At 35.9% G+C, this 20,501-nt stretch carries 18 protein-coding genes; 11 read left to right on the forward strand and 7 right to left on the reverse strand.

What is annotated here, in order from left to right; genetic code table 11:
* Window positions 1–228 precede the first annotated feature (228 nt).
* From cydB to EO244_RS03470, 4 genes are all read right to left on the reverse strand, one after another.
* Window positions 229–1,266, reverse strand: a complete 1,038-nt coding sequence (gene cydB / locus EO244_RS03455; RefSeq protein WP_129252959.1) for a cytochrome d ubiquinol oxidase subunit II — start codon at window positions 1,264–1,266, stop codon at window positions 229–231.
* Window positions 1,267–1,390: 124 nt separating this feature from the next.
* Window positions 1,391–2,770: a cytochrome ubiquinol oxidase subunit I gene (locus EO244_RS03460; protein WP_129252961.1), complete on the reverse strand. Its 1,380-nt coding sequence runs from the start codon at window positions 2,768–2,770 to the stop codon at window positions 1,391–1,393.
* A 342-nt stretch (window positions 2,771–3,112) separates the two neighbouring features.
* A complete protein-coding gene (locus tag EO244_RS03465; protein ID WP_129252963.1) occupies window positions 3,113–4,663 on the reverse strand; it encodes an Rne/Rng family ribonuclease in 1,551 nt (516 codons plus the stop codon).
* Between the two features lie 246 nt (window positions 4,664–4,909).
* A complete protein-coding gene (locus EO244_RS03470) occupies window positions 4,910–5,194 on the reverse strand; it encodes an HU family DNA-binding protein (RefSeq protein WP_125030273.1) in 285 nt (94 codons plus the stop codon).
* Between the two features lie 152 nt (window positions 5,195–5,346).
* On the opposite strand from EO244_RS03470, the gene mutY reads away from it, so the two are divergent.
* The 5 genes from mutY (at window position 5,347) to EO244_RS03495 (ending at window position 9,599) form a co-directional block, all read left to right on the forward strand.
* Complete coding sequence (mutY, locus tag EO244_RS03475) at window positions 5,347–6,390, forward strand: A/G-specific adenine glycosylase (RefSeq protein ID WP_129252965.1); 1,044 nt, start codon at window positions 5,347–5,349, stop codon at window positions 6,388–6,390.
* A gap of 79 nt (window positions 6,391–6,469) precedes the next feature.
* The gene (locus EO244_RS03480) at window positions 6,470–6,889 is read left to right on the forward strand and encodes a single-stranded DNA-binding protein (protein WP_129252967.1); all 420 of its coding nucleotides are present in this window, start codon (window positions 6,470–6,472) and stop codon (window positions 6,887–6,889) included.
* Between the two features lie 24 nt (window positions 6,890–6,913).
* Window positions 6,914–8,245, forward strand: coding sequence for a gliding motility-associated protein GldE (gene gldE / locus EO244_RS03485; protein WP_129252969.1), 1,332 nt, complete (start codon window positions 6,914–6,916; stop codon window positions 8,243–8,245).
* Window positions 8,246–8,342: 97 nt separating this feature from the next.
* Window positions 8,343–8,927 carry a gliding motility lipoprotein GldD gene (gene gldD / locus EO244_RS03490; protein WP_129252971.1) on the forward strand — a complete coding sequence of 195 codons (585 nt, stop codon included), beginning with the start codon at window positions 8,343–8,345 and terminating at the stop codon, window positions 8,925–8,927.
* A gap of 33 nt (window positions 8,928–8,960) precedes the next feature.
* The gene (locus EO244_RS03495) at window positions 8,961–9,599 is read left to right on the forward strand and encodes a 4'-phosphopantetheinyl transferase family protein (RefSeq protein WP_129252973.1); all 639 of its coding nucleotides are present in this window, start codon (window positions 8,961–8,963) and stop codon (window positions 9,597–9,599) included.
* Here the strand turns inward: EO244_RS03495 and EO244_RS03500 are convergent.
* Window positions 9,596–11,236 (reverse strand): alkaline phosphatase family protein, encoded by a 1,641-nt coding sequence (locus EO244_RS03500; protein ID WP_129252975.1) that lies wholly within the window; start codon window positions 11,234–11,236, stop codon window positions 9,596–9,598. The genes EO244_RS03495 and EO244_RS03500 overlap by 4 nt on opposite strands.
* A 275-nt stretch (window positions 11,237–11,511) precedes the next feature.
* Window positions 11,512–12,612 carry a redox-regulated ATPase YchF gene (gene ychF / locus EO244_RS03505; RefSeq protein WP_129252977.1) on the reverse strand — a complete coding sequence of 367 codons (1,101 nt, stop codon included), beginning with the start codon at window positions 12,610–12,612 and terminating at the stop codon, window positions 11,512–11,514.
* 180 nt (window positions 12,613–12,792) lie between these two features.
* Here ychF and EO244_RS03510 point away from each other — a divergent pair, with 180 nt between their 5' ends.
* On the forward strand, window positions 12,793–13,836 hold the full coding sequence (locus EO244_RS03510; RefSeq protein ID WP_164977393.1) for a transglutaminase domain-containing protein: 1,044 nt from the start codon (window positions 12,793–12,795) through the stop codon (window positions 13,834–13,836).
* Window positions 13,837–13,864: 28 nt separating this feature from the next.
* On the opposite strand, the gene EO244_RS03515 is transcribed toward EO244_RS03510, so the two are convergent.
* Complete coding sequence (locus EO244_RS03515; protein WP_129252981.1) at window positions 13,865–14,530, reverse strand: hypothetical protein; 666 nt, start codon at window positions 14,528–14,530, stop codon at window positions 13,865–13,867.
* Window positions 14,531–14,910: 380 nt separating this feature from the next.
* Between EO244_RS03515 and EO244_RS03520 the strand changes: the two genes are divergently transcribed.
* The 5 genes from EO244_RS03520 to EO244_RS03540 all read left to right on the forward strand — a co-directional run bounded on the left by EO244_RS03520 (window position 14,911) and on the right by EO244_RS03540 (window position 20,326).
* Entirely contained in the window at window positions 14,911–16,284 is a 1,374-nt protein-coding gene (locus EO244_RS03520) for a vWA domain-containing protein (RefSeq protein WP_129252983.1), read from the forward strand.
* Window positions 16,285–16,562: 278 nt separating this feature from the next.
* A complete protein-coding gene (locus tag EO244_RS03525) occupies window positions 16,563–18,620 on the forward strand; it encodes a transketolase family protein (RefSeq protein ID WP_241687933.1) in 2,058 nt (685 codons plus the stop codon).
* A gap of 194 nt (window positions 18,621–18,814) precedes the next feature.
* The gene (locus EO244_RS03530) at window positions 18,815–19,372 is read left to right on the forward strand and encodes an RNA polymerase sigma factor (protein ID WP_129252984.1); all 558 of its coding nucleotides are present in this window, start codon (window positions 18,815–18,817) and stop codon (window positions 19,370–19,372) included.
* 56 nt (window positions 19,373–19,428) lie between these two features.
* Window positions 19,429–19,824: a hypothetical protein gene (locus EO244_RS03535; protein WP_129252986.1), complete on the forward strand. Its 396-nt coding sequence runs from the start codon at window positions 19,429–19,431 to the stop codon at window positions 19,822–19,824.
* 22 nt (window positions 19,825–19,846) lie between these two features.
* Window positions 19,847–20,326: a hypothetical protein gene (locus tag EO244_RS03540; RefSeq protein ID WP_129252988.1), complete on the forward strand. Its 480-nt coding sequence runs from the start codon at window positions 19,847–19,849 to the stop codon at window positions 20,324–20,326.
* Window positions 20,327–20,501: the final 175 nt, after the last annotated feature.

Here is a 20,501-nt window from a genome sequence, read left to right on the forward strand (position 1 = left end):
GGTAGTGCCAAGTGTGTGTCTTTTTTTTTTACAGTCTGTTGATTTTGTTGTTTGTGGAGTGACATTTATTCGGGATTAATCGTTTTTTCATTTATAAAAAGAAAAGCTGTAATCCTTATCGATTACAGCTCATTTTTCTTATATAAAAGGTTAATGCAGCGCAAAAATGAGTTCTACGTTTCCCTTTTAATCTGTTTAGACCTTTTGACTTTTATACCTTTCGAGCTTCTAATAACTCGTTTCATCAATTTTAACTTTACCGCTAAAGGTTTTGTATACAAAAAAGGTGTAACCCAAAACCAGAGGTGTACCAATTGCGACAATAATCATCATGATTTTTAATGATTTTAGCGATGAGGCTGCATTGTAAATATCAATATTATTCTCAGGACTGATTGAAGAAATCAGAAGGTTCGGATAAACTTCCAAAGCACAAAGTAAGAGCATAAAACTGATACAAAGTGATGAGAACAGAAATGCCTGAAGGTATTTTTTCTTATGTGTCAGACGAGGAATGTTAGCAATGCTTAATACAACCAGAACAGGTAAAATTAAACTGGCTGGCATCGTCATTAATTTATCGCTCAGATGAGGTGCATACATTAAGGTATATACCGAAGTGAGTGCAAAAACAGTGATAAAAGCACCCATGGCATACTTTTGCAAAACTGCCAGACGTTCGTACAACTTCCCTTCTGTTTTTAATAGCAGGTAAATGGCTCCGTGAGACATAAACAAACTTAAACTCGTCAATCCCATGAGTATGGAGTAGGGGTTTAGAAAGCTAAGTAAGGCGTCGCCAGTGTAGTTGTGATTGGCATCAATAGAGATGCCCATTAAGACATTTCCTAATACCACACCCAAAAGAAAACCAAGCATAATGCTTGAAAAACTATAGACCACATCCCAAAGTTTGCGCCACCATTTCATTTCTTCTTTGCCGCGAAATTCGATGGACACTGCACGAAAGATGATGAAAAACAAAAAGAGCATAAATGGGGTATACATGGCTGAGAGTAAACTAGCATATGCCACGGGAAATCCAGCAAATAATGCGCCCCCTCCAATAACCAGCCAAACCTCGTTACCATCCCAAACGGGACCAACCGCATTCATGGCGATACGTCGGCTTTTTTCTTTTCTGAGAAACAGATGCCAGGCTCCCGCTCCAAAATCAAAACCATCCAATATGGCATAGCCTGAAAAAACGCCACCTACAACTAAAAACCACCAGGTTTGATAATCCAATCCGAATAGAGTTTCCATATGTTTATATTATAAGTCCCATTCTGATAAAATGAATTAGGACGTGAATTTTAATTTGTTTTTGGAGTCGGTTACTGACTATCATTTTCTCTTTGATTTTCGTTTAACCGTTCTCTTTTTCACTTTAGTTTTTAATAATTGCTTCTTCAATTCCTTTAGTTAAAGGACGGTTTTCAGTATCATCTTTATCGTAAGGTCCGTGCTGTATCTTTTTGTTTAGGATATAGATAAATAAAATAAACAATAGAGTATAGATAAAGAAAAACATAATCAGCGAGAACCATATTTGATTAGCAGAGACCGCTTGTGAAAAGGCATCTGAAGTGCGGAGCAAGCCGTAAACCACCCAGGGCTGTCTACCCATTTCGGCAGCAAACCATCCGGTTTGATTGGCAATTTGAGGTAAAAATACGGCAAAAATAAAGGTGACAAGTAACCATTTTTGTTCGAATAATCTGCCACGCCACCAGTAAAAACAGGCTAAGAGACTAAGACCGATGAGTGCCATTCCAATTGCCACCATGATATGATAAAATTGGAAAACGGCATTGACTTGTGAAGGCTGGTCTTCTTTAGGAAAGGCATTGAGTCCGGTTACAGGAGCCTCAAAATCATAATCCAGAAGAAAGGATAAGCCTCCCGGGATTTTTATACCTGTCACTTCTTGTTTGTCCTGATCAACCCAGCCCATGATATACATATCGGCAGGTGCACTTTTCTCGTAATGACCTTCCATTGCTGCAAGTTTTGCAGGCTGGTTTTTAGCAACCCCTTCAGCTGATTTATGTCCTGTTGCCAATTGGCCTAATGAAAGAATTGTGGCTACTGCTAAAGCAATTTTAAATGCTTTTTTTGAGATCTCGATATGTCTGCCTTTCACCAGGTAGTAAGCGTGTACGCTAAGCACCAGAAATGTACCAGCAAGCAGAGCACCTAACCACACATGAGTAATTCTGTCGATACTGGATGGATTGAATACCATTGCCCAGAAATCAGTGATTTCAGCACGGGCATTTATACCTTCGCCTACGATGTGATAACCAGCAGGCGTTTGTTGCCACGAGTTGGCTACAACGATCCAAACAGCAGAAAACATAGAGCCAAAGAAGACTCCAATTGTCGAAATAAGGTGCACTTTTGAACTGACACGATTCCATCCAAAAAGAAGAATGCCTAAAAAGCCACTCTCCAGAGCAAAGGCAAAGATGCCTTCGGCAGCCAGAGCTGATCCGAAAATGTCACCTACATACTTTGAATAGATAGCCCAATTGGTTCCAAATTCAAACTCCATGACGATACCAGTTGCAACGCCAATCCCAAAGGTTAGCGCGAATATTTTGGTCCAAAAGCGGGCCAGTGTTTCATACACTTTCTTTCCAGAGCGAACATACATGCTTTCGAAGATCACCATCATCATTCCCAAACCAATACTCAGTGGTGGATAGATGTAATGAAAAGCGATGGTGAAAGCGAACTGGATACGGGCTAATATTTCTACGTCCATAATTTATGTTTTAATGGCCCATGTCTTGGGCAGGTTTTGTATTGATTAAAACAAGCTTTAATAAATGATGTTTATTGAAACAAAGTTAATGTTTTGATTCTGTTGGAATCATTAAACTTCAAATTTTTATGTAAGAGATTATTGATCGTAGTATTGATTTTACTGATGATTAAAATACATGAAAAAAGCCAATGAATGAAATTCACTGACTGATATTATTTTAACTGTGCTTTTAGTCTTTGGTATTTGTAATTGAATTTTGCTGTTGAAATTAGCGCACAAAAATAAAGCACTTAATTAAAAGTGCTTTAGAATTTCTTTATCCAAACTAGAAGTGGATTTTTATTTGATACGGCGGTTATCTTTATCGCTAAAACGATACATCATTAGGTCGTATGAAGGAATTGCTTTTACTTTTAATTTAATCTTGTAGGTTGCCTGCCACTGACGACGCAATGTTTTAAAAAAGCCTTGATTAATATAAGCTGCAACAAAAGGGTGGACTTTAAGAATAAATTGTTTTTCCGGGGTCTTCTCTACCAGGCTTGCCAGTTGATCTTCGATCTGATCGGTAAGTAGTACAGCAGGTGAAATTTCACCCGTTCCCTGACAGGTTGGGCATTTTTCCTGAACAGCGACATTCATTTCCGGACGAACACGTTGGCGAGTAATTTGCATCAAACCAAACTTACTCAATGGTAAGATATTGTGTTTGGTACGATCCTTACTCATCATTTCTTTCATTTTTTCGAAAAGCTTATGACGATTTTCTGCAGAGTGCATATCGATAAAGTCGACAACAATAATACCTCCCATATCACGAAGTCTTAATTGGCGGGCAACCTCTTCAGCAGCGGCCATGTTGACTTCAAGAGCATTGGTTTCCTGATCGTTTCCGGCTTTAGAACGATTCCCCGAGTTTACATCAATGACGTGAAAAGCTTCAGTGTGTTCAATAATCAGGTAAGCTCCGCTTTTAAACGAAACCGTTTTGCCAAAAGAAGATTTAATTTGTTTGTCGATTCCTAACTGATCAAAAATTGGAAGGTCACCTTTAACGTGCTTTACAATTTTCTCTTTTTCAGGCGCAATGCTGGAGATATATTGTTTGATATCTGCGGCTGCCGCAGCATCATTCACATAAATATTCTCGAAAGAAGAATTTAGGATGTCACGAAGAATAGCTGTGGTACGATTCATTTCGCCCAAAACCAAACTTGGAGGATTGATCTCGCGAATATTTAAAAATGAATTTTCCCAACGTTCAATTAAGCCACGAAGTTCTTTGTCGAGTTCAGCCACACGTTTCCCTTCAGCAACCGTACGCACAATAACCCCGTAATTCTTAGGTTTAATGCTTTGTAATAATTGTTTGAGGCGACTTTTTTCTTCGGTAGATTTTAATTTTTGGGAAATTGACACCTTATTGGCGAAGGGCATCAATACGATATTACGCCCGGCTAATGAGATTTCTGAGCACAAACGAGGACCTTTAGTCGAAATTGGTTCTTTTGCAACCTGAACAAGAATGTATTGTCCCGATTTTAAGACATCGGTAATTTTCCCATTTTTATCGATATCTTCTTCCAATTTCATTTTTGAAATGGAAATGCCTCTGCCTTTGCGAGCTAAGGCTTGCTGTAAGAATTTATTTAAAGTGAGAAACTGATGTCCCAAGTCCAGATAGTGAAGGAAAGCATCCTTCTCATATCCAACATCAACAAAAGCGGCATTTAAACCAGGCATGATTTTCTTCACTTTCCCCAGATAAATATCACCTACTGCAAATTGTATATTACTTTTTTCTTTGGATATTTCTACCAATTGCTTATTGTCAAGCAAAGCAATTACAATTTCATTTGGTTGTACATCAATTACAAGTTCGTTACTCACTTGAAAACTCCTATATTAAATTCAAAAAATAATCAATTCTTACAAATAGATAAACCTAAAGTACTAAAAAGTTCTTTAGGTTTATACATTATACTCTTACTAATAAGCGTGATAAGAATTATTTCTTCTTATGACGATTCTTTCTTAATCTCTTTTTACGCTTGTGCGTAGCCATTTTATGTCTTTTTCTCTTTTTTCCGCTTGGCATAACTTAAATATATTAAAATTTGTTTTTAAATTCTGAGACTACTTTACGTTTGTTTTTACTTTACTTACGAAAGTCTTCGCCGGCTTAAATGACGGGATAAAGTGCTCAGGAATAATAATAGTTGTGTTTTTAGAAATGTTTCTTGCAGTTTTCTCTGCTCTTTTCTTAACGATAAAACTTCCAAAACCTCTTAAATACACGTTTTTACCTTTAACAAGTGAACCTTTGATAGTGTCCATGAAGGCCTCAACAGTTTTCTGTACTGTAATCTTCTCAATTCCCGTGTTCTTAGAAATTTCGTTAACAATATCTGCTTTAGTCATCTCTTAAAAATTCTTTAATTATCAATTATATACAACAGTTTTTTCTCAAAATCAGACTGCAAATATATATGATTTCTCTTTATTAAAGAAATCGAAAGCACTATTTTTGTGTGAAAACTAAAAAAAAAAAAAAAGCGTAACAATCTAGGTCTATGCTCAATAGAGAAATAATAAACTGGTACGAGCTTAATAAGCGTGATTTACCTTGGCGAAATACTACAGATCCATACAAAATATGGATTTCAGAAATCATGTTACAACAAACTCAAGTTGTTACAGTTGTAGACTACTATTATCGCTTTATTAATCGTTTTCCTACCATTCAGGATTTGGCTTTTGCTGATGAGAATGTTGTTCTGAATCTATGGCAAGGATTGGGGTATTACTCTCGTGCCCGAAATTTACATCAGGCGGCAAAGTCAGTTGTTGAGAATTACAATGGTGTTTTTCCCGATTCGTTTGATGAGATATTAAAGTTGAAGGGGATTGGGGTTTATACTGCTTCGGCAATTGCTGCTTTTGCGTTTCATTTACCCTATGCAGCAGTTGATGGAAATGTAAACCGGGTTTTATCCCGTTTATATGGTGTTTCTGAGTCGACAAATTCTCCTCAAGGAAAAAGGCTGTTTCAATCTTTGGCTGATGAGCTCATGTCAGACGCAGCTCCGCATATATACAATCAAGCTATTATTGAGTTTGGAGCTTTGCAGTGTACAGCCAAAAATCCAGCCTGTGATGTATGTCCTTTGCAATCTCAATGTTTTGCCTTTATAAACAAGCAGCAGGATGCTTTTCCCGTGAAAAAGAAAAAGGTGAAAATAACGGATCGATATTTTTATTACCTCTTTATATATAGTGACGATCATTTTTTGTTGCAACAAAGAGATGATCGCGATATTTGGAGGAAATTATTTGAATTTCCTTTAATTGAGGCCAGTAATAAACTAGATTTAGTAGATTTGATAAAAACTAAAGAATGGCTTTCAGTTTTTAAGGATATAAAACTTGAGATAACTGAGCATATAAGCAGGAAAGTACATAAATTGAGCCATCAGAATTTGCATATAGATTTTGTTCATGTTAAAGTTGAATCTTGTGATTTGAATAAATTTGACTCTTTGTTTTTGGTTGATAAAGAGTCTGTTGTAGATTACCCGATGCCGAGGCCAATTGAGATACATTTGGCAAGCTTATAAATGTTATGTGAACAAAAATATTTTTATCTCGGAAAAAAAGTTTATAACTTTAGTGTTGTTAACTAAAAAAATAGATGATATGTCAGTAAATAAAGTAATTTTGGTAGGGAATGTAGGAGCAGACCCTGAAGTTAAATATCTTGATAATGGTGTTGCTGTATGTAATATTCGTTTGGCAACAAGTGAGTCTTATACTCGTAATGAGGAGAAAGTAACACAAACCGAATGGCATAGTATTGTGATGTGGCGTAAATTGGCTGAAATAGCAGAAAAATACGTTAAAAAAGGGTCCCAACTCTACGTTGAAGGTCGTTTAAGAACCCGTACATGGGAAGATCAGGATGGCAAAAAACGTTATACAACTGAAATTTTTGCGGATAACTTCCAAATGTTGGGCCGTCGTTCTGAAGGTGAAGCTGGTTTTACTGAACCCGAGGTTAAACCTCAAGCTGCAGTTACCAATACAGCTGAAGAAGAAACGGATGACCTACCATTCTAAACTATTGTTGAACTAGAATATTAAATGTTGGAAACCAACGATTTGTTACTGATATTAAACGATTTTAATATTGTATTTAAACCTCTTAGCTTAAGTATCATTGCAGAACTGTGTGCAATGGTACTTTTGTTGTTTTTTTCTGCACTGATTTCGGGTTCAGAAGTTGCAGTGTTTTCTCTTTCTCCTAAAAATCTTAGAGAGATTGAAGACGCGCAAACCAATAAAAGTAAAAAGCTGCTCAAACTTTTGAGAATGCCTGAAAAATTACTGGCAACTATTCTGATTGCCAATAATTTTGTGAATATCGCAATTGTTATTCTTTCAACTTATATCACATCATCGCTGATTGATTTTAGTCAGGCACCGACCATAGGTTTTATTGTTCAGGTTGTTGTGGTAACCTTCCTGCTTCTTTTATTTGGTGAAATTATTCCCAAGGTGTATGCCGCTCAGTTTTCTCTTCGTTTTTCTCAATATATGGCAGTGCCTCTTGTTTTTTTAGAGAAGGCGTTGAGTCCATTAGGAACCATCCTGATAAATTCAACCTCTTTTGTGAACAAGCGGATTTCGAAAAAGCAGAATATTTCTATGGATGATCTTTCGCATGCTTTAGTACTTACTGCTGATGAAATGAGTGAGGAGATTGAGATACTTGAGGGGATTGTCAAATTTGGGAACATCAATGTTGACGAAATCATGAGAGCTCGTGTGGATGTGATAGCTGTAGATATTCGGACCAGTTTCAGCAAACTCAAATCTATCATTATTGAATCGGGGTATTCCCGAATACCGGTGTATGATGGGGCTTTTGATAATGTACGGGGAATACTTTACGTGAAAGATTTATTACCTCACCATCATAAACCCAATACGTTCAGATGGCAATCCTTAATTCGTCCACCCTATTTTGTTCCAGAGACTAAAAAGATTAGTGATCTTTTGGAGGAGTTTCAGACCAAAAAGAATCATATGGCTATTGTGGTTGATGAGTATGGAGGGACTTCTGGTATAATTAGTTTGGAGGATATTCTTGAGGAAATTGTCGGTGATATTACAGATGAATTGGATGATCAGCAGGATTTTTATTCTATTGAGGAGGACGGGTCCTATCTTTTTGAAGGTAAAACCTTATTGAATGACTTTTTTAAATTGATTGATATTGAGGATGATGTTTTTGATAAGATTAAAGGCGATGCTGATACTTTAGCTGGTTTAATTCTTGAAATGAAGGGAGAAATTCCGCAAAAGAAAGAGGTTTTTACTTATCATGGGTATGAGTTTATAATCGAAGCTGTAGATAACCGTAGAATAAAGAAGATACGTTTCAAACCTCTGGGAAATAAAAAAAAGTCTTAAATACAAACAGTCTTTTTCCAATTGTAAGCAACAGATGCGTGAGTTTTACTGAAATTTATGCAACTTGCAGCACTATTTATTTAAATCCTATTTAATTATGCTTAGGCATTCCCGAATTTTAATTCTATCCTTTTTCGTCGTTTTTGCTTGTTTGCCTATGTCTTGTAGAGAAAAGGCTATGCCTAAACCCCGAGGTTATTTCCGTATTGATCTTCCTGTGAAGAAATATGAAATCTGGAATCAAAATTATCCGTTCAATTTTGAATATTTAAAGGGGGCAAAGGTTGAGGAAGATAAGAGTCGGCTGGCTGAGAAATATTGGTTAAATGTTGAATACCCCAAATATAATGCGATTTTGCATTTGAGTTATAAAGAGGTTAACGAGAATCTTGAAAAATATCTGGAGGATTCACATCTATTGGTCTACAAACACGCCATAAAAGCTGATGCAATTGATGAGAAAAACTACATCGATAAGCAAAAAAATGTTTTTGGTTTGATCTATCGTATACAAGGGAATGCAGCATCTCCGGTTCAGTTTATAGCGACTGATAGTGTGAAACACTTTCTGAGAGGTGCCCTTTATTTTAATACGCATCCCAATCCCGATTCACTGGCTCCCGTTATTCAATATATCGATAAGGATATCGTACACTTAATGGAAAGTTTAAAGTGGAAGTAATTTTCGGAATTCTATTTTTTGAAATCAATTCAGATGCCATTATTTAAGCACATACATATTAATGAAACATGTCAGTTGGCGATTTGGAAAATTACTGAAGAACTGGTTGAATTGCAAAATGCCATTTGTTTAAATGATTTGGATCGGAAACGATGTGATAGTTTTGGCAGCATAGCTCGCAAAAAGGAGTATCTGTGTACCCGTATTTTAGTGCGAAAACTCCTTGGTGATGGCGTTTTTATAAAGAATAATACAGATGGAAAACCCTACCTGATCAATTCTGATTTTGAAATTAGTATTTCACACAGTAAAGATTACGTTGGAATAATGGTGGGACAGGGTTGCGATTTAGCTCTTGATATTGAATATTTATCTGAACGTGTCTTTCGAATTACCAAGAGATTTATGAGTGAGGATGAAATGGCTCATTTGTCAGAAATTGATAAGCAACTTCATATTTATCAGCATTGGTGTGCTAAAGAATGTCTGATAAAGTTATATGGAAAAAAGGATGTTCTATTAATAGATGAATTGAAAATTTATCCTTTCTTGCCTCAACAAGGCACATTTTATGGGGAGGTGATTCGTCCCGATTTTTCAAAGAAATTTAATTTTCAATACGAAACTTTCGACTCCTATTTAATGGTATGGTGTTGCCAAAAAAGGGACTAATCAATTAATACCTCTATTGGTTTCCCTTGACAGCCGGATGGTGGCGTAATTTTTAAGAATGAAGATAGAGTCGGTACAATATCTTCAATATCCAACTGCTGGTTTAGTTCCTGATTTTTAATTTTCCATCCATACCAAAACAAAGGAACTCTTCTTGATTGACTGTACTGAGCGACAAGGTCTCTTTCATCTTTTATTTGATTCACCCAGCCAGGTTGCAGTGTAATGAGTACATCTCCTGATCTTTTGTGATTGAATGAGCGCTGAATTTTATTCATTATGCCATGGCTGTAATTCGATTGTATAAAGTGATGTGCCGGGATTGCTTTGGCCACACCGGAAAATTGGACTAAAAATTTTGCCGCTTTTATCTGCACGTCTTCAATTGACCGTTTGGAATCTTCGATGAGTTTATGGTTTAGAAAGATTTGTTGAGAATCGTATCCTAATATCCATTGTCCGGCACCGTAGGTTATATTAAAATACGATTTTAATAAAGCAACTGCATTATATGAGCTGAAATAGCCATGGGGAATGTGTTGTTTTTCAAGATCTGACTGAAGAAAGCTGGCTGGTTGATCTGAAGTAACAAAAAGCAAAACATTTTCCATTCCAACTTGTTCATCAAGAAATGTAATTAAGTCTTCAATATTCTTATCCAACCGGGTTACGCAATCAAGCATTTCAGGAGAATAAGGCGAAAATACACGGTGGTTATTTCCCAAACATGAAAAATTGATAGTGATTAAATCGCAATCGTCATCTTTTCCTAAGTTTTCGTTAATGATGGTTGCAACCGCAAAATCTTTAATCAAAAGATTTCCCGCTGGATAATTTTTTAGTGCATAATATCCCAGTTTCTTCTTTTCCTTTTTTAAATCGTAATAAAATTGATCGATCAGGTTTAGTTTTGCTTTGATAATATCTGTAGAGCTTCCATTATCCTCCAGATCTTTAGGGACCCAAGCTTTTTCAAGGTATTTATTGGGTAAATCAGTCGCATTAAAATCGTTTACCCAATTAAATAAAGTGTTTTGGTAATATGATGAACTGATAAATTTACCCTGAATGCCATCTAACCAATAGGCCGCATCGGCAGCATGTCCCGCAGAAAAAATAGCAGATTCATTGTTTAGTGAAACTCCAATAACTCTTGATTTAGGGTTGTTTAATTTCATGATATCACCCAGGGTAGGAGCCATTAGTTTGTGAGGTGACTTTGATATGACTGTATCTGCAATACCCAGTTTTCGATATCTTTTGTCATAGGTTGACGATTCAGAACTTTCAGAAATCCTGTCAAACCAGGCATGAGAGATGATCCCATGATATGCAGGAGGAGTTCCTGTATATATTGTTGCCTGATCCACACCTGATTGCGAATAGGCATAATTGTATTCAGTATCATTACTGAATGCACCATTTTTAATCAATTTATTAAAGCCCCCTTCAGAAAATAGATGTGAATATTTATCGAAATAATCACTACGCAAATGGTCAATAACAATTCCAACAATAAGCTTTGGTTGCTTAGGAGTGGGTTGTGATTTTGTTTCAGGTTGATTGAATTGAGCACTTACTTTTAAAAAGCTAAAAGTGATAATAAGGAAACTTAAGCAGGTATTTTTAATAGTCATAGTTGTGGAAAGCTGTCTCGAATAAAATGAGAAATAAATTAAAACAGTTTATGAATTTGATTACCGATACAAATGGTAATCGATTCTTGAAAAAACACAAATTCAATAATTTGTTGTGTTTGATGTATAATTTGTGATCGTTTTGATACCTGGACAAAGATAGAAATATTAAGAAGCGATATTGGACTAAATGAGAATTTTACAGTCGCTTTGGGATATCAAAAAAAAAGGCTGTCTCGAGTGACAGCCTTTAAAATATATTTTAGTGAAAGGTTTTATACGTTGAAACGGAAGTGCATAATATCACCATCCTGAACCACATATTCTTTACCTTCTACATTCATTTTTCCTGCTTCTTTACAAGCCGCTTCGGAACCAAGTCTTGAGAAATCTTCGAATTTGATAACCTCTGCACGGATAAATCCTTTTTCGAAATCGGTATGAATAACACCGGCAGCCTGAGGAGCTTTAGCGCCTTTAGGATAGGTCCATGATCTAACTTCCTTAACACCTGCAGTGAAGTAGGTTTCAAGATTAAGAAGTCTAAATGCAGCTTTTATTAGTTTGTTTACGCCAGGTTCTTCAAGGCCAAGATCTTCGAGAAACATTTGTTTTTCTTCGTAGGTTTCCAGTTCAGCAATATCAGCTTCGATACCAGCACCCACAATAAGAACTTCAGCATTTTCATCTTTCACTGCTTCTTTTACGGCATCAACGTAAGCATTTCCTTTAGTTACTGAGGCTTCATCAACATTACAAACATATAAAACGGGTTTAGTCGTTAAGAGATGTAAATCTTTAGTTACGAGTTCCTCAGCTTCGGTTAATTCTACTACACGAGCTGATTTTCCTTGCATTAAAACTTCTTTGTAACGTTCCAAAACATCAGCCAGACGCTTAGCTTCAGGGTTTTTACCAACTTTGGCAAGTTTAGTGGCTTTTTGAAGTCTGGCTTCTACCGTTTCCAGATCTTTCAGTTGCAATTCGATATCAATAGTTTCTTTATCACGGATAGGATCAACAGAACCATCTACGTGGACAATATTCCCATCTTCGAAACAACGCAATACATGAATAATTGCATTGGTTTCACGAATATTCGATAAGAATTTATTTCCTAAACCTTCACCTTTACTTGCGCCCTTAACTAAACCTGCGATATCTACAATCTCCATTACTGAAGGCTGTATTCTTTGTGGCTGAACCAATTCGGTTAATCTAATTAAACGTTCGTCAGGTATAGTAATTACCCCCACATTAGGCTCGATAGTACAAAAAGGAAAATTAGCCGATTGTGCTTTAGCGTTCGACAAACAATTAAACAAAGTGGATTTACCAACATTAGGTAACCCTACGATTCCGCACTGTAATGCCATGTTATATTCTATTTATTAATTAGCTGTGTTTCAAAAAATCTGTGCAAAAGTACATTTAAAATTCCGATGTGCCAATTTTCCGGATTCATCTCATTAATATTTGTTAAATGCTTGCTAAGACCTATTATATGAGTGATTTGGTATTCATAATTTCATTAGTTTTACATTATGGGAGTTAATATGTATATAAAGTTCAGTATTGTTATCTTTTTCATTCTTGCATTTTTTAACACAATTAATGCTCAAGAGCCTAATTTTAGTCAGTATGGAGAGATTGATCGTCAGGTTAAAAAAACACCTGATAGCCTGTCCAATAATATTATGCGTTTGCATCATTATTTAGACTCGATTGGGAACGATGATCAGAAGAAGATAAGAGCTTTTTATATGTGGATTATAACAAATATTAAATACAAAGATCAGGTTGAGCTCATGTTTGATAAAAATATGTTGTTTTATATGGGGTCTAATAATTGTTCTTCTCCTGTTTGTGTTTTGAAAAAGAAGAAGGCTGTTTGTGAAGGTTTTTCAAAGCTGTTCCAGTTTTTTTGTCAGCAATCCGGAATCGAAGCTTATTCCATTGGGGGATATATTTCGAAAAAGGGTGTTCTTCAAGATCGGGCAACGCATTCGTGGAATGTGGTTAAAATTAATAATGAATGGCGTTTTTTTGATTTGACTTGGGCTTATGCGATATTGGAGTATACCGGCATTAAGCGAACAACAAATGAGTTTTACATGGTTTCTCCTTATGAATTTATTTTGAGCCATTTGCCGTTGGTACCTATGTGGCAATTTCTTGATACTCCGGTCCCGATTAGTGTTTTTAATAGGGGGGATGAGCAAATAAATAAGTACCTGACTGAAACGCAGCCCTATTATAATTATCAGGATAGTCTTAAAAACTATAATCAATTGTATCCTGTTGAGCGTAGTATCAAAACCGCTCACGATATCTATCTGACAAATCCGTCTAATAAATTCAACCGGGCTATCGAATATTTTCGATACGCACGAATTGTCTTGAATTCTCAAAGTTCGCTTGAGATAAAAGATCTTGAAGAACTGATTAAGGCAAGATATAGAATAAAGATTGCAATGGTTTTATTTCGTGAAACACAGGATGTTTCGTCGCAGCTTATGTTTTTGCAGGCTCAGGATGTACTCCTTCTTCTTGAAAACTGGATTCAGGTTACTCGCTCTAAAGACAAAATGAAATCGTAAATCAAGAGTCTTATTTTTGGAATATTTTTTAGAAATTGATTCCTAAAAGTTCATTGATTGGTTTTAATTTTAAATTTTTAGGAATGGAAAATGAGTTCTCACTTAGTTTTGTTTTTGAAGCGTGATCCATTGTTATTACCCATTTTTCTTTGTCGTGAAAGATAATAACTCTCATGGGAAGTCCATTTTTTCGAACTTTCATATACGAATCCATATTAAAATAGGGCGCAATACCAGAGTGTAAAAAGAAGGCTTCCAGAAAATCTTTAAAATCATTCATATCCCAGCCCATATGTAGGAGTATGTTTTCTGCAATCCAGATTTCTTCCATAACTTTTCCTGAGTTTGTTACTTCGTATTTCCGGACGACATAATCGCCTACAGATGTAAAATCCGGTGTATTTCTAATATTAAAATTATTGAAAATACTGTAGTCTGGTATTAGAGGATTTTTTCCAGTTCGACGATTAATCATTTCTTCAAAATGTTTTCTGTCGATTGAATTTAGATTTCTTAAGAAAGATACATCATTGATAATAAAATCATGGTCGTTTTGCATTTTGACTTTTATAACAGCTTCATTGAAATCTTTTACTTCGCCTGACCAGTATGTGTTTTCTTTTTGATTGATGAAACAGATTGTTTTTGTTTCTGAATTATAAAGATAAGTCCTATCCTCAGTCACAATTTTCATGTTGTGACTCATTATATAGATTAAAGTTCTACTTTGTGTTTCTCCATTTTCAACGTAAAATTTAACGACCCAGGATTTATTGCTCGTCAGGGATTTACTTGCTAAAAAGAGCAAGATTAAGACAACGGAAATATATATGGTTTTTTTGATCATAAAATCAGAAACATAAAGTTGAATCCTGAAGACAAATCAAATTTACAATTTGATTTTACATATAGGGTCTTATGATGGAATATTTTTACTCAAGCGAGATGCTTTATGGGGTATTTGTTTAATTTTCGTTATATTGATCGAGTTAATACAAGCTGGTTTTAAAACTTAAGTAAATCCCTATTTTGCAGATAGCCTAATCTATAGAAACTTTACCAACACCCTACAATTTGAAAAGATTATTAAACTATAGCATCTTTCTGTTTATAAGTCTGATTACAACTCAGGCTTTAGCTCAAAAGATAAAGACCGTAAAAGAGAAAACTCGAATTCTCTTTATTTTTGATGCTTCTCAGAGTATGAATGGAAAATGGGAAAAATCAAAGAAGATAGATGTTGCCAGAGATTTTTTGATTGAAATGATTGATAGTCTTGAGTTTGAGCATGGTGTTGAGATGGCTCTTCGTCTATATGGCCATCAGAGTTCATTTCCTCCGCAAGATTGTGGGGATACAAAACTCGAAGTTCCCTTTTCTGAAGACAATGCTGTCATTATTCGTCAAACTCTTCAATATATTTCTCCTAAAGGAACAACCCCTATTGCTTATGCTCTTTCTCAGGCTGCATATGATTTTCCGGAATCTAAAGTGCTGGTTCGTAATATTGTTGTTCTAATTACGGATGGGGTTGATGCCTGTGATGGAGATCCTTGTGCCGTTTCTGATGAACTGCAAAAAAAAGGCATTATTTTAAAACCTTTTATAATAGGAATTGGTTTGGATAGAAGATTCCAAAAGAGTTTTGAGTGTGTTGGGGAATTTTTGGAGGTCAGTAAAGAAAAAGATTTCGGCGGGATTTTACATTATGTGATTTCACAAGTTTTGGATAAAACATCGATGCAGGTGAACCTTTTGGATGAAAATGATGAACCTAAAGAAAGTGATGTTCCAATGAGTTTTTATAATCACACTACAGGAAAACTGCGTTATCAATATATGCATACGATGAACACGATGGGCTTGCCTGATACCCTATTTATTGATCCGCTGATTCCATATGATATTACTGTTCATACAATCCCTAAATTAGAGATGGATAGTATTAGAATTACACCGGGTAAGCATTCTATTGTTGGTTTTAGAGCTGTTCAGGGAAAATTAAAAATCACCTCTTTACGAAATAGTATGTTAAAAAATTTAAGTTGTCTGGTTAAGAAAAATGGGGACATTATTAATGTTCAGGCAATTGATTATCCACAAAAGTATTTGATTGGCAACTACGATTTAGAACTCTTAACGCTTCCGCGTATTAAAATCGATAATATAAACATTAAGGCTTCTGAAACGACAGTGATCGATGTGCCACAGCCAGGAATGGTAACGGTTTTTAAACCGACTTATGGTCCTTGTGATTTATTTATTAAGCAAGATGGGAAGATGATATGGGTGTGTGCTCTTGATAGCCGTGAGTTGCGTAAAACTTTGACACTTCAACCCGGGAATTATCATTTGGTATTTAGAAGTAAAACCGCTCATTTGTCGCATTATACTAAAAAACGATCTTTTATTATTCATTCCGGATGCTCTATCGCCATTCGACTCTAATATATTTGAATGGTTCGTGATGAAAACGTGCTTCTATTCATGAATGACCTGCTTTCATTGTTTTTTATTGTAATTATCTATTGGTTACCACTTATTAAGTTCTTGTTTTTTCAGCTAACAATCTAGCTGTCTATTTGGTTATACATTTTATAAAGCGCTTTCTAAATTCCAATGAGTCTGCAATAATTTTCATGTCCCTTGATAATTTTCGTATATTTGCGGGCATTAAATAAAATCTGAAGCAGATTTTTTAATCATCTAAAAAACTCTTGACTAGAATGGAGCCAAAAGAAATGGACAAACAAGTGGAATTATCGGTAACTGATATGGCATCGGATAATATTCGAATACTTTCAGCTGCTATGGTTGAACAAGCAAAATCCGGACACCCAGGAGGTGCAATGGGTGGCGCTGATTTTGTAAATGTACTCTTCTCGGAATTCTTAAATTTCGACCCAAGTGATATGAAGTGGGCGAATCGTGATCGTTTCTTCCTTGATCCAGGTCATATGTCACCAATGTTGTATTCTATTTTAAGTCTGACAGGCAATTACAGCATGGATGATTTGAAAAATTTCAGACAATGGGGCAGTGTAACACCAGGTCATCCTGAAGTTGATCAGGAAAGAGGTGTTGAGAATACATCAGGTCCATTAGGACAAGGACATACAATGGCAGTAGGTGCTGCTATTGCAGAGCGTTTTCTTGTTTCTCGTTTCGGCGAGTGGATGGCTCACAAAACTTATACGTTCATCTCTGATGGAGGTATTCAGGAAGAGATTGCTCAAGGTGCGGGCCGTATTGCAGGAACTTTGGGATTGAGTAATTTGATCATGTTCTATGATTCAAATAATATTCAATTATCAACTAAGGTTGAGGAAGTTACTTGTGAGGATACAGCTAAGAAATACGAAGCCTGGGGATGGTATGTGATTACGATCAATGGTAACGATGCGAATGAAATTCGTGCTGCGCTTAAGGCTGCAAATGAAGAAACTGAGCGTCCAACATTGATTATTGGTCAAACTTTAATGGGTAAAGGTGCTGTTGATATTGATGGTTGTAGCTTTGAAAATATGGTGTCGACTCATGGTCAGCCATTGGGCGCTGCCGGAGCATCTTTAGCGAAAACAATCGAGAATCTTGGTGGTGACGCTGAGAATCCTTTCCAGATTTTCCCTGAAGTTCAAGCATATTACAAGGAAGTTTTAGCTAAAAAACAGGCTGCTGCTGCTGCTAAAAAAGCAGAACAAGCTGAGTGGGCTAAAGCAAATCCTGAATTAGCTGTAAAACTAGAGGGTTTCTTAAATATGGAAGCTCCTGAAATTGATTACGAAGCAATCGCTCAAAAATCAGGTGTAGCAACTCGTGCTGCTTCTGCAGCTGTTTTAGCTGAATTGGCTAAGAAAGTTGATAATATGATTGTTTCATCAGCTGACTTGAGTAACTCTGATAAAACAGATGGTTTCTTAAATAATACAAAGGCATTAGTTAAAGGTGATTTCTCCGGAGCTTTCCTACAGGCTGGTGTTGCTGAGTTGACTATGGCTGCTATTTGTAATGGTATTGCATTGCATGGTGGAGTTTGGGCAGCATGTGCCACTTTCTTTGTATTCTCTGATTATATGAAACCTGCAGTTCGTCTATCAGCTTTGATGCAGGTTCCTGTAAAATATATCTGGTCTCACGATGCTTTCCGTGTAGGAGAGGATGGACCAACTCATCAACCAATTGAGCAAGAAGCTCAAATTCGTTTGATGGAACAAATTAAAAATCACTCTGGCGAGATGAGTCTTTTGGCTCTTCGTCCTGCTGATGCATTGGAGACTTCAGTTGCCTGGAAAATGGCTATGGAAAATACAAAAACGCCAACAGCTCTTATTTTGTCTCGTCAGAATATCAAAGATCTTCCTTCAAAAGGAAACCGTTATCAAGAGGCTTTACAAGCTGAAAAAGGGGCTTACATTGTTGAGCAGCCTAATTCAACTCCTGATGTGGTTCTTTTGGCTAGCGGTTCTGAGGTTTCGACACTAGTAGCCGGAGCTGAATTGTTACGTGCTAAAGGCAACTTGAATATTCAGATTGTTTCTGTTATTTCTGAAGGTTTATTCCGTCAGCAGTCTGCAGAATATCAGGCACAAGTTCTTCCGGCAGGAATTCCTACTTTAGGTTTAACTGCAGGCTTACCTGTAACGCTTCAAGGTTTGGTTGGAGCAAATGGTAAATCAGTTGGTTTGGATCATTTTGGTTATTCGGCACCTGCAAATGTGCTTGATGAAAAATTTGGTTTTACGGCTGAAAATGTTGTGAAAGAAGTTGAAGCTCTATTAGAGTAGGCGTTTCACTACCATAATAAACTTGAAATCCGAAGCCGAAAGGCTTCGGATTTTTTTGTGCTCTGCTTTATTTAATTGATTAATTTTACAAAAATAAAATTGGTATTAAACCAATTGGGCATTACGGCGTCAAAGAATTATTCTCTATAAAAAAGAGAGCCAAAATTTGTGGCATATTTTAAAGTTAAAAATTAATGGTATCCAGGTCAGACGATGAAATTTTAGAGCTGTTTCGCGATGAAACAAGTAAGGAGGAGGCTTTTGGACTTTTGCTAAAGAAATATCAGGAACGCTTGTATTGGCAAATTCGAAAAATTGTAATTTCCCATGACGATACCGACGATATTTTGCAAAATACCTTTGTGAAGATATGGAAAGGACTGGGAAATTTTCATTCTCAATCTCAACTTTTCACATGGATGTATCGCATTGCAACCAATGAATCTCTAAGTTTCCTTAAAGAAAAACAACGCAAGAATTTTGGATCGACTAATGGTGAAGTTGAAGAATTACTATTGGCTAGTTTGGAAAGCGATCCCTATTTTGATGGGGATAATGCTCAGTTAGAATTACAAAAAGCCATTATTCAGTTGCCTGAAAAGCAACGTTTGGTTTTTAATATGAAATATTTTGATGAGATGAAATACGAAGAAATTTCGGGTATCCTTCAAACGTCGGTAGGGGCACTTAAAGCCTCATACCATCATGCAGTAAAAAAAATTGAGAGTTTTCTGATTTCCAGAGAAGTGTAATTAAACCATTACAGTATTAATCAGTCCAATATGTGTTGGAAATAGATTGACTAATTATGAAAAAAGATAATCCATATAAAGTTCCGGAAAATTATTTCGATAATTTAGGTGAACAGATCAAGGATAAAATAAAAAAAGAAGAGAATTTGCTTGAGTCCAAATCAGAGAAAAGATCTTTGATGATTCAACTTAAGCCTTATATGTGGATGGCTGCCAGTATTTTTACATTGGTGATTGCTGCTCGTCTTATTTTATCGGTATCAATCTCACCGGAATATAAAATTTCATCATCCAATTTCGGCATATCACAAACAGCAGAATCCACAGATTCTATCAGTTCTGAAGAAGATGCCATCTTTTTTGATGATTTAACTGAGGTTAGTTCAGAAGATATCATTAACTATCTGTCAGATAATGATATTGATACTGATATTTTATTAGCAAATTTATAGGTTTAAAGTAATACAAGTAATTATGTACAAATTCATTAGTTTTCTATCCATATTACTATTATATACTTCTTTAGTTGTGGCACAAGGTCACCAAAGAAATATTTCACCCGAAATGAGGGCTAAGTTTGAGGCTCAAAAAATTTCGTATATCACCCAGCAGCTCGATCTTAGTCCTGAAGATGCTCAGAAGTTCTGGCCCTTATATAATGAGATGCAAAGAAAGAATCAGGCAATTCATGATGAGTTCAGAGAACTTTTCACAAGTTTGAAAAGAGACTCACTTAATTTACCTGAAAGTGAGCTTAGCAGAATAAGTGATCGTATTGCTGACCTTAAAGTTGAAGAGGCCAAAATGGAAAGAGATTATCATTATAAGTTTAAAAAAGTGATCACTGCAAAGCAAATTCTTGATCTGCATTTGGCCGAGAAACAATTTCAACGAATGCTGCTTCGTAAATTACGCGGACATGGTCAGGGAAATGGTAATAGAGGTAGAAGATAGGTGATCAATGCATATAATTTTGAGGCCCATAAGTTTTAAAACTTGTGGGCCTTTTGTTTTTAATTTTACTAAGATTTTTTCAGACGATATCTTCGGTAAAATTGTGTTTATCCGTCGTATTGAGTGGATAAACGAATTTGTATGTTATATATATTTTTTCAGAAGAAGTTTCTTT

It is taken from the genome of Ancylomarina salipaludis, assembly GCF_004122035.1.
GTDB lineage: Bacteria > Bacteroidota > Bacteroidia > Bacteroidales > Marinifilaceae > Ancylomarina > Ancylomarina salipaludis.